Annotated in this window: 7 protein-coding genes; all 7 read left to right on the top strand. The window is 41.4% G+C overall.

Translation table 11 applies throughout. From position 1 onward, the window contains the following. Positions 1 to 64: 64 nt before the first annotated feature. The 7 genes from JXL83_01300 to JXL83_01270 all read left to right on the top strand — a co-directional run bounded on the left by JXL83_01300 (position 65) and on the right by JXL83_01270 (position 11,478). The gene (locus tag JXL83_01300; GenBank protein ID MBN2362750.1) at positions 65 to 1,882 is read left to right on the top strand and encodes a hypothetical protein; all 1,818 of its coding nucleotides are present in this window, start codon (positions 65 to 67) and stop codon (positions 1,880 to 1,882) included. A 73-nt stretch (positions 1,883 to 1,955) separates the two neighbouring features. Continuing rightward, the gene (locus tag JXL83_01295; protein MBN2362749.1) at positions 1,956 to 3,278 is read left to right on the top strand and encodes a hypothetical protein; all 1,323 of its coding nucleotides are present in this window, start codon (positions 1,956 to 1,958) and stop codon (positions 3,276 to 3,278) included. Then, positions 3,244 to 3,957, top strand: a complete 714-nt coding sequence (radC, locus tag JXL83_01290) for a DNA repair protein RadC (GenBank protein ID MBN2362748.1) — start codon at positions 3,244 to 3,246, stop codon at positions 3,955 to 3,957. Before JXL83_01295 ends, radC begins: the two co-directional genes overlap by 35 nt. Before the next feature lie 47 nt (positions 3,958 to 4,004). Next, a complete protein-coding gene (locus tag JXL83_01285; GenBank protein ID MBN2362747.1) occupies positions 4,005 to 4,880 on the top strand; it encodes a hypothetical protein in 876 nt (291 codons plus the stop codon). Further along, a complete protein-coding gene (locus JXL83_01280) occupies positions 4,877 to 5,185 on the top strand; it encodes a hypothetical protein (protein MBN2362746.1) in 309 nt (102 codons plus the stop codon). The genes JXL83_01285 and JXL83_01280 overlap by 4 nt, the downstream gene beginning before the upstream one ends. A 24-nt stretch (positions 5,186 to 5,209) precedes the next feature. Further along, a complete protein-coding gene (locus JXL83_01275; GenBank protein ID MBN2362745.1) occupies positions 5,210 to 8,134 on the top strand; it encodes a hypothetical protein in 2,925 nt (974 codons plus the stop codon). Positions 8,135 to 8,226: 92 nt separating this feature from the next. Continuing rightward, the gene (locus JXL83_01270; protein ID MBN2362744.1) at positions 8,227 to 11,478 is read left to right on the top strand and encodes a PAS domain S-box protein; all 3,252 of its coding nucleotides are present in this window, start codon (positions 8,227 to 8,229) and stop codon (positions 11,476 to 11,478) included. Positions 11,479 to 11,481 lie beyond the last annotated feature (3 nt).

The raw sequence follows: 11,481 nt of genomic DNA, 5'->3' as shown, positions 1-11,481 counted from the left end.
AAACAAACGGCAAAGAATATATAAATAAATATTAAAGGAGGTTTTTTAACTGATTTCTTCTTTTTTGCTTATTATTGTTTGTCACGTATTTTTTCCCGAAGAAAACAAGTTTTCCGGCTTTTCTTACGGCGGCGAAGCGAATTCAACCGGTTTTGATGTAATTAAATATGAATTGGATCTGGAATTTTTCGAGCCTTTCGATTCTTTAGAGGGCAAATGCAGGATGAAATCCATAGCCATGCGTCGTCTGTCGTCTGCGGAATTCCATCTCGGAACAAAGATGCGGATTGACAGCGTCATTTTTCAAGAGCTCAATCAGGCAAATTTTTCCAGGACCGGAGACACAGTGAATTTACATTTTCCGAATCCCGTCGATTCCGGTGTTGCGTTTGAAATTACGACCTATTATTGTGGCAGACCTGAGTTCGGTCTCTATCAGGCTTTTGGTGGTTTTTTCACTGATGTGGAAGTTTTACAGGCTTCAAAACAGTGGTGGCCCTGTGTGGATTTTTGCGGTGAGAAAGCTGACAGCGGGATAAATGTTTCAATTACCGTCCCCTCGGCGCTGTACGCTGTTTCAAACGGGAATCTCGCATCCATCGACACAGTTTACGGCCAGAAGTTGAAATACAGATGGGAACACAATTACCCTATTGCGACTTATCTCGTGGCGGTTATGTGTTCGGATTATACTTTACTTGAAAAAAACACTGACGCCGGCAACCTAATTTACTATTCGATAAAAGGTCACGAAAACCTCGCGCAACTAATGCTGGACAGTTCAGAGATAATAATCGGTTTTTTTGAATCCATAATAGCCCCTCATCCTTTTTCGAAAGAGAAAATAGGTCAGTGTCAGTCGGGAGGCAGAGGAGCGATGGAAAACCAAACATGCATCAGGTATTCTCCCGGAAGCTGGTCGGCCACTCTCGTTCATGCCCACGAAATTGCGCACACTTGGTGGGGAAACGCAGTAACTTGCAGCGATTATTCCGAGATGTTCATAAACGAAGGCACCGCATCATATTACGAACTCCTCGCCGCTTATGAGATCAGAGGTGAAGCTGCTTTCAGAGAAAGGCTTCTGTACATGAGAGAATCTGCTCTGAACTGGGACGATAATTACCACTGGCCGATAATCGGCAGTCCGAATCCTTTCGGCCTGAACGTATACTGGAAAGGCGCATGGTTTTACAGGATGCTTAGAGAAATTGTCGGAGACAGCGTTTTTTTTCTTTCAATGAAAAATTTCTACGATTGTCATATCTGGAAAAATGCTTCTTCCGAAGATCTTCTCGCCGCTTTTGAAAACACGAGCGGAGAAAATCTCGCCTGGTTCTTTGATCAATGGCTGAGAGGTGTTGACTACCCGTGCCTGTATTTCCGATGGAATGTTGAATGTGATTCCTTGAAAATTCTAATCTCCCAGTTTTCCTGGAGCGGAAAAATTTACAGACTTCCTCTCGAAATAGCGGTATGGAAAAATAACGAGATATACTGTTCGTATGAAACATGGATAGAAAGCGACAGTGAACTGATCAATCTCGGCATAATAAATCCGGATTCAATCACCCTCGACCCTGACGACAAGCTTTTTTTCAGAAAAATCCCTGTTTTACGCGAAGAAACGGCTGAATTTGAAATTCCGATGATATTCCGGAGGCACGGAACTTCAGGTTTTACTGCGTTTTCTTTTTTATACGATGGCTCTATTTTCGTATACGACGTTTCGGGAAGAAAAGTGTTCTCAAAGTGCATTTCTCCGGGAGAGGCGTTTTTTTGGCAGGGAACGACTTCAAGCGGATCAACTTTACCTGACGGAGTTTATTTCGTAAAGACAGATGATGAAGCTTTTCACTTGAGTATTCTTATTTTAAAATAAACGGTAAAGATAAAATGAAAGAACTTTTTTATTTTTTGCGCGGTGTAACTTGACGCCGCAATCAGGTGTAATTATGCATCCCGATGAAAGGATATACCTCTCAGGTATCGCCGGCTCGGGGATGTTCACTCTTGCCGCTTACCTTTCATCAAAAAAATATCTTCTAACAGGATCCGACAGGCTTTTCGATTCCGGCAGAGCCCAGATTCGCAAAAAGTGTCTCGCCGGCCTTGGAATAGATATTGTCAGAGAAGACAGTGACGCTATAAGTGAGTGTTCAATCCTTGTGAGAAGTCCGGCTGTGGAGAATTCGACTCCGGTTATAAGAAAAGCAACGGCATTGAAATTACCCGTATATTTGAGATCTGAAATTCTTGTTTCGTTGATAAAAACGGGGAATTCGATTTGCGTGGCGGGAACCAGCGGCAAGACGACAACGGCCGTGATAATCGGGCACATATTCAGGCATGCGGGGCGTAAACCTGCAGTTTTAACAGGGAACGAAGGTTCACCGCCCGATTTTAAAGATACCGAAAATTTTTTCATTGTCGAAGCCGATGAAAGCGATGGCACTCTTCCGCTATACAGACCGGATACCGGATTGCTGTTGAATATTTCGAGTGATCATTTTGACACGGATAAGCTCAGGAAGCACTTCACCGATTTCTGCCTCAACAGTAAAAAGTGCCTGGTTCACACTTCCTGCGCTTCAAGCATTTGTTGCGGCACTGTATACAGTACTGAAAACAGGATTCTTTCGCGGCAAAAAGAATCACAAGGGACAATCTGGACCGAATTCGTAAGCAATGATGAAGTATACAGAATCCCTCTTTTCGGCGACCACAACATCGAAAACTGCATGTCGGCAAAAACTGCGGCGCTCGAGAACGGAATAGACCTTTCTGTAATAAAAAGTGCGCTGGAATGCATACCAGTCATTAAAAGAAGACTCGAATACAAAGGGAAAAACGGCGGCACCTGTATTTACGACGACTTTGCACACAATCCGGCAAAAATAAAGGCTTCTCTTAAAGCCCTGAAAGAAATTCATGAAAATCTTTTTGTAGTATTCAAACCTCACGGTTTCGGCCCGCTGAAGAATTTCGGATTTGAAATCGCGAAGTCTTTTTCAGATTCCCTCGGGAAATGCGACCGACTTCACATTCTCGAAGTATTCTATTCCGGAGGAACTGTGACAGAAAGACTATGGGATTCAAAATTTCTCGAAAAAACAGTAAAATCGCTCAATAAGGAAGTAGCAGTCACTGAAGGAAATATCAATTTAAAGAGACTGGATTTCTCTTCTTTCGGAGCCCTTGTAACCATGGGCGCGAGAGATCCCGAGCTAGGAGAATTAACAGATGAAATCGCAGAAAAAAAGCCGGGACAGTTATAGACCGGGTCACAGAGAAAGACTCAGGCAAAAATATTTGGAACAGGGTATTAATTCACTTTCAGATACTGACATTGTCGAGCTTTTGCTGACCTTCGGAGTTCCTCGAAAAGACATGCGGGCTCAGGCCATGGAAATTTTAAGAAAATTCGGATCTCTTTACGCTGTCTTCAATGCGGCTCAAGAAGAACTTACTAAATTCGAGGGAGTCGGAAAATCTGCCGCATTCGGAATTTTATTCGCCGCCGACAGTTTCAAAAAAGCGCACGAAGAAAGCGTAAAAAAAATCGAAATCAGGATAGACAATTACAAAAAAGCTGTCAAAGAAATCGAAAAGAGGTTTTCGTGCTCTTTGGGTGCTCTGAAAGATGAACATGTCTATTCAATTTTCCTCGACAACGCCGGGCACGTGCTGGAACTTTACACTGTCTCAGAAGGCACTGTAGGTCAGGCTGACGTGTACCCCAGAAAAATTCTTGAGAGAGCTCTTTTGATGAAAGCCTCCTCGGTGATACTTGTTCACAATCATCCGTCTCAAAATCCCGAACCTTCCGAAACAGATATGGTCTTGACAAACAGAATCGAAAACATACTTACAAGCATAGACATAAACCTCCTCGATCACATAATTGTCACGAAAAAAACCATTTACAGTTTCAGGGAAAACGGCTTTTTCGGATAAAAACACTTTCTTTTGCATTACGGCTGTTTTTTATCTAAAATGAATAGATGAAATTTTTACCGACTTCTTATTACATAGACTTGGGATTCAAAGACGTTCGGGAAGGCATGTACGACCTTTTTACGTTCGATTCCGAAGACATTCCTCTGTACAGATACCCCTGGGGACTTGAATACAACACGATCTTTATCTGTCATTACGCGCTTTATAATCTGCAGGTATTCTCTTTCGAAAGAGATCAGAAGCGCCTCGATGAATTCGTACGGATTTCCAGATGGCTTTTAAAGAAAGGAAAAAACAAAAAAAACGGGATGATCTTTGAATTTGATTTTCCACTCGCTAATTTGAACCTCAAGCCGCCCTGGATATCCGCGATGGCTCAGGGCAGAGCAGCCTCGGTTTTCACGAGAGCCTATGAAATAACCGATGAAAACAGTTTTTTAGAAGCCGCACAGAAGTCCATCAGACCTTTCTTCCTCGAAGTTCCCGCGGGAGGAGTCAGATCGGAATTCCCCGACGGGTCCCCAGCACTGGAAGAATACTCTTCAAAACCCAAAAGCCTCGTATTAAACGGCATGATTGTCGCTTTATTCGGACTCATCGACCTGTGCAGGTTCAATGTAGATTGTGATTTTTTGACACTCAAAGACGATCTTGTATCTTCTCTTGAAAAAAATATTGAACTCTACGATTTAGGCTTCTGGACTTATTACTCACTCTTCAAATACAAACCTTTGGCAAATATTGATTACCACAAATATCACGTTCTCCTATCGTGGAAACTGTACGAAATTACCGGCAGAAAAATCTTCCTCGAAAAAAGCCTGAAGTGGGACAATTATCTCAATTCACCCGTGAAAATTTCCGCCCGTCACGCACTGAGACTTATCCAGAAAACAGCAGTAAATCTGAAAATCCTATGAATTCTAAAACTTGGAGCGGCACAGCCCCGGAATCGTCTATAAAGCCGGGGCAGGCTCCGGATAAATTCAGTAAAAGAAGCAACGCTCTTTTTTACGCTGACATATCGGGTTTTACAAGACTTGTAAGTGTTTTCTCAAAAAAGGGAAAGGAAGGACTAGAAGAAATCGCGAACATCGTGAATATTCTTTACGGAACATTTATACAGGCTTCTCATCGCCACAGCGGGATTTTTATAAACGCGGCAGGCGATTCCGTCCTGATATCCCTCCCTTCTGACGCATCTTCCGCTCAGGCGGTCAAATAAGTCCGAACAACTTTAAAAAAAAAAATGAAAAAGTACGAAACCGTATTCCCCGACGGAAAAGTAAGCATCAAAACTGCTTTTGTCAGCGGAGAATTCAATTACTCGCCTTATTTCTGGAAAGACAATTATTTCGCCGTAGTTTCAGGCGAATCAAAAGAGATTCTGGCAAATTTCGATCTTAAAGACGACGAGAGTGTTTTCTATCCCTGTAAACCTTTTATCGGACGACGTCATATTATAACTACGCCTGACCAAACAAATGATTATACGGCAATAAAAGATCCGGAGCACAGAGTCATAGCTTCAATGATGATGCAAGTGCCTCTGAATTCCGAATTTGATTTTTTCGATTTCACAAAAAAAACGGATTCTATCGTTAGTCAGTACGACGGTGAGATAAGTGACATCGACTGCATTTCCAGGGAAGGTTTTAAAATGCTGATCCTGTTCGGACACAGGACAGACAGCCCGGCAGTCTTTGAAGACATACTTGCCTGCGCAGAAAGCATAATTATTTCCGGACATCCAGAACTTGAAAAAGCCAAAATCGGAATATCCGCCGGTTATGCTTACGCGGGCACGCTTGACGCCGGAGATAAATCAAAATTCATGGCGATCAGCGATGACATAAATTTATCAGAAAGACTCACGAGAAGGGCTTCTCAAGGCGAAGTTTTGTTCTCTGAAAAATTTAAAAATCTTTTACCGTCAAAAGTAAAATGCTCAAAATCGAAGCACACCAACTTGCCCAAATACCCGGGAAAAGTAGGGTACTACCGTTTTAATAAAATCGAATCGCCTGACTACTTTTTCACCGGCAGAAAAAAAGAGCTCAAAACGATTAAAGAACTTCTCGCTAATGGCGTGAGAACCATTCAAGTTAATGGAGAACAGGGAATTGGAAAATCTACTTTCTTGAATCATCTGAGAAAAGAACTTGCCCAAAATTTCAATGTTTTTTACATAGCCAAAAGACGCGATGATACTCCCCTGTTTATTTCTGAAGAAGCCTTCCAGGCACTCGGATACAGTCTTGAATCCGTCGAATTCTTTTCCCTTCCACAGTCTGTCAGAACAGATATCCTGAAAGACAGAGTGATTAACGCCCTTAAAAACAAATCACCTTTCGCTCTGTTAATTGACGACGCCGAATTGAAAAGCTTCGATTTCATCATTCTAAGAGGATTGGAAAATATTCTTCAGGGAACTAAAAGCCTTACGATACTTTCGTCGCGATCTACATTACCCTTCAAAAATTATTCAGAAATAAATCTTTCGCCATTAAACGTTAAAAGCACCGAAAATCTTCTGGAAAATGAACTGGGAAGCGACCAAATCGGCAAATCACTTCTTCAATACGTTAACCGAGCCTCACGGGGAAATCCCCTTTTTTCAATCATGCTCTCAAAATACCTCGATCATTTCGGTTACCTGAATAAGCGCGATTCAAAAACAGAACTTTCGAGGGAACCCAAAAGAATTCCTGAAAATCTCGCTTTCGTATCTATGGCAAGATTCAACTCGATGAAAGCCGAAATGAAAAATGTTTTAAAGATGTCATCTATCGCAGGTAATTCCTTCAGACCGGACCTGATGAAAGATCTGACCGGAAACCAGGAAACATTTCTTTATCTGTCACAGGCTGCAGCTCAGGGGATTCTGGAATTCCGGGGAAACCTGTTTTCTTTCAAGCAGTCATTTTTCAAAGACGTTCTTTACGATTCCGTTATTTCCAAACAAAAAAAGGAAACCCATCTCAAAATAGCAGAAATCCTCTGCGGCAAAAAAAACTCGGTTTGGGCCGAACCAGGAGACATTGCTCACCATTTGCACATGGCCGGGAATAAGGATGAAGCTCTTTTGTTCTACATGAAAGCAATCAAAATCGCACTTTACAAAAAAAAATCCGAAGAAGCGCTTAGATTGATCGGTCAAGCTGAATCAATAGCCGAGAGAGACAGCGAAATTTATGAATTGATCAGACAAAAAGCCGAAAGCCATTCCATTCAGGGAGATTATACAAAACAAGCATTTTATATTGAAAAATGCATATTATGGGCAAAAGAAAATCGCGACAAACCTCTTCTTGCCGTACTTTACACGTCTTTGGGATTTTCCGAATATCTGAAATCGAATTTTAACAAATCTGTATATTATTTTAAAAAAGCGCTTTCATACTCATCGAAAGAAAGTATCGACGATGCTTGTATGCATATTTCAAACGTTTACTGGAGGCTGGGAAAAATCAAAATGACGGAAAAATACCTGGACCGTATCGACGCGACCGGTGATAAATTAAAACGTTCAAAACTCTATCCGGATTACCTTCACAAAAGAGGATTGGTCGCTTACGCCAAAAACGATTTATACAAGGCTTTGGAATATTTTACTGAAGCTCAAAAACTTGATACGGGAGATTTTTTCAGGGAATTCCTGCTCAACGATATCGCTGAAACCCACTATTTTATCGGAAATATCGATAAAGCTCTCAATTATATAAAAAAATCACTGAAATATTCTCAAAAAATCGGCTACATCTGGTCAATCTCATACTCCACACTGAATTATTCGATTTTTCTCGCTGAAAAAGGGCTTTATAAAAAGGCGATGTTTTACATAGACAGGTGCATTAAATTGTCCGACGTCGTGTATCCACAGATAAACACTGTTGCAAAAATAAACAAATTCCTTATACTTTTGAAATTCTCGGATGATTTTGACGGCAAAAAACTGTTTTCCGATATAAAAAAGACAATTCATTACATTGAAAATCCTAACATCAGACTTTTCGCAGACTACGCGTGGGCAAAATATCTGAGAAAATCTGGAGAATTGATAACAACTGCCTCCCTTATCAAGCAGGCAAGGCTTTTTCCTCCCGTCAAAGGCAACATCACCGGAATATATATTAATTGCGAAGACATTGAAGCACTCGCCGAAGAAAATTAATGTGAATGAACAGGTTTCCAGAAAATCACTCGGGTCAAATCTTTTAGTTGCTCTTTGAAGAGCCATTCAATAGAATTGTTCAAGGACAAAAAATGCCAAAACTGGATCTGTTCCAAAATGAGATACTCGATTGTCTGCAAAAGCTGATTCTGATAGCAGATAAAAACGGGAACATTCTCTACCACTCGGATAATATAAAAAATGTATTCAACGTCTCTTCGGAACAAGTCATCAATAGGAACATATTCGATTTTATCCATCCCGATGAAAAAATCAAAACCGAAAAATTAATCGCTGGGATTCTATCTGAACCGGAGCGTTCTGTTCCATTTGAATTAAGAATAATTCTTGATTCTTACGCTGAGAAATACGTTTCCGGGCGCGCCACAGACATGAGCAAGGATCCGCGTATATGCGGAATAATTGCCGTTTATTCAGACGTTTCCAAAGAGAAAATTTCCACCGAATTGCAAAAGGCGGTTTTCTCGATTTCGGATTTATTAAATCAAACCGATGATATCGACGTTTTATTCAAAAAAATACATTCAACCATTGGATCTTTAATCCCTTCCGAAAATTTTTTCGTCGCCGTCCTGGACCAGGAGGGAAAAGCTCTCAGTTTCCCTTGCTACATAGACCGTTTTGATTCTCAGCCGGCTCCCAGAGCTGTTACGAACAGCCTCACTGACTATGTAGTTCTTAAAGGCTCGCCCTTGCTGTTATCAGGAGACAGCCTGGATGAATTTTGCGACGTTGAAAATATTGATATCCAGGGTACCGCACCCTTCAGCTGGCTCGGTGTACCTCTTAAATGTGACAACTTCATAATAGGAGCGTTGGTAGTACAATCGTACGATGAAGAATTTTCGTACAGTTATTTTCATCAGAACATACTTGAATTCGTAGCAAATCACATTTCGGCAGCAATGGTAAAAAAACAGAGTCACATAAAAGAACGCGAATACAAGCAATTCCTTGAAAAGATAATTGAAAACCTTCCGATATCGCTTTTCGCCAAAGACAAAGAAGGCCGCTTCATAATGTGGAACAAAACGAGCGAAGAGCTTTACGGATTAAAACAGGAGCAGGTCATCGGCAGAACTGATTTCGATTTCTTTCCTGAGAACCAGGCTGAGTTCTTCAGATTCATGGACAATAAAACCCTGCAAAGCAATAAAGTATTTGACATACCGGAAGAGCCGATAGACTCTCCGAAATTCGGCAGAAGGATACTCCACACAATAAAAATGCCTATTACTGACGACAACGGAGAAGCGACCGTCTTGCTTGGGCTCTCCGACGACATCACGGAAAAAAAACTGAACGAAGACATATTGAGACTTCAGCACGAGCTTGCGGTGAGAATAGGAAAAACGACAGATTTGAACGAAGCCCTGAACTATATCCTCTTCATTTCCATTGAATCCATTGAAGAGGTGGACAGCGGCGGCATATACATCGTCGAACAGGACACCGGAGGTCTGGCTCTTGCCGCTCATTCGGGATTTAAGGATTCTTTCGTTAAAAAAATCCAGTTCTACGAAAAAGACAGCCCCAAAGGATTAGTCGCAAGGAAAGAGATTCCTACTTTTCTTTCAAAAAAAGAGATTCAGGCCTCTGAATTTCCTGCGGTAATAGAAGAAGGTATCAGGGCGCTCGCGATATTGCCTATCTTGCACATGGGTTCTCCTATCGCCTGCCTTAATCTTGCTTCACACGAAAACGATGACTTCAGCCGAATCTCAAAGAGACTGCTGTCTCAAGTCGTGTCATTTCTGGGAGACATTATAGCGAAAATTCAGAGTGACCATAAGATCCGGGTCAGCGAATCAAAATTCAGAAACACTTTTGAAAACGCTCCCGTCGGAATGAGCATAATGGATTCAGAGGGACATTACCTGGCCGTCAACAAATCTTTATGCGAAATGCTCGGTTATAATGAACGCGAATTGTTGAAAAAAAAATTCAGCGACCTGACATACCCCGACGATTTGTACAAATCCATGAAGAATATAAATTCACTCATTCTAAACGAAAAAGACTCCATACAGTTTGAAAAACGTTACTATCACAAATCCGGAAAAATTATCTGGGTGCTTCTGAGTTCGTTTGCGTTTCGTGAAGAAGAAGGATCGTTCGGAAGGATAATAACCCATGTGATAGATATAACCGAGAGAAAACAGATTGAAGACCAGCTCTCAAAAATGAGGAACCTGGAGTCGCTCGGACTTCTGGCGGGCGGCATTGCCCATGATTTCAACAATATTCTTACAACGATAAGCGGAAACATATCGATAGCCAACCTTTATACCCAAGAAGACGAAGATCTGAAAGAAAGTCTTCTCGAAGCTGAAAAAGGCGTTAAAAAAGCTACGGATCTCACTCAACAGCTTCTCACTTTCGCCAAAGGAGGTGTTCCTGTCAAAGAAGCTTCTTCGATCAGCGAGATAATAACGGATTCAGCAAAATTTATCCTGAGCGGAACAGACATTAACCTTGAATATGATTTTGAAAAGAATCTGCGGGTTGTCGATGTGGACAAAAGTCAATTTTCCCAGGTAATACAGAATTTGGTGCTGAATTCTGTTCAGGCAATGCCCGGCGGCGGAACGATAAAAATCACCGCACGCAACCACGATTTGAGCGAGGATCAGTTGGAGAAATATAAATATTTATACTATCTCAAACCGGGTAAATACATAAAGATTTCCATAACCGACACTGGCATCGGCATTCATCCTGATGACATACTTAAAATATTCGATCCTTATTTCACGACAAAAGAAAACGGCTCAGGCCTTGGTCTTTCGATAGTTTATTCAATAATTAAAAATCACAGCGGTATGATAGAAGTCGATTCCGAACCGCAGAAAGGAGCTTCTTTCAACATCTTTATACCGGCATCGGATAGCGTTGCTTTTTTTAAAAACGGCATTAAAAGCAAGCAGATTAAACACGGCAAGGCGAACATCCTTTTAATGGACGACGAAGAGATGATAAGAAAAGTCACATCAAAAATGCTCGAAGAACTGGGTTACAGAGTTGAAACGGCGAGAAACGGTGAAGAGGCAATTAGTAAATTCAGGGAACCCGGTGAAAACCCGTTCGATCTTATAATTCTGGATCTTACTGTTCAGGGCGGCATGGGAGGAAAAGAAACCGTCAGAGAGATAAGAAAAATCAATCCTTCTGTAAAAGCACTGGTTTCAAGCGGCTATTCAAATGATCTTGCACTTTCTAATTTCAGCGAGTTCGGATTCGACAATTATTTGGTAAAGCCTTTCACCCTCTCCGATCTTTCCGAAAAAATCACAGAAACACTTGGGTCAAATTTACCTGAATAAATC

The organism is candidate division WOR-3 bacterium (assembly GCA_016934535.1).
GTDB lineage: Bacteria > SDB-A > SDB-A > SDB-A > SDB-A > JAFGIG01.
This window is presented reverse-complemented; position numbering and strand designations above follow the sequence as displayed.

Coding starts and splice junctions, on each gene's coding strand:
- JXL83_01295 (MBN2362749.1), top strand. CDS start 1,956: ATGCATCCCGATGAAAGGATATACCTCTCAGGTATCGCCGGCTCGGGG.
- radC (MBN2362748.1), top strand. CDS start 3,244: ATGAAATCGCAGAAAAAAAGCCGGGACAGTTATAGACCGGGTCACAGA.
- JXL83_01270 (MBN2362744.1), top strand. CDS start 8,227: ATGCCAAAACTGGATCTGTTCCAAAATGAGATACTCGATTGTCTGCAA.
- JXL83_01285 (MBN2362747.1), top strand. CDS start 4,005: ATGAAATTTTTACCGACTTCTTATTACATAGACTTGGGATTCAAAGAC.
- JXL83_01275 (MBN2362745.1), top strand. CDS start 5,210: ATGAAAAAGTACGAAACCGTATTCCCCGACGGAAAAGTAAGCATCAAA.
- JXL83_01280 (MBN2362746.1), top strand. CDS start 4,877: ATGAATTCTAAAACTTGGAGCGGCACAGCCCCGGAATCGTCTATAAAG.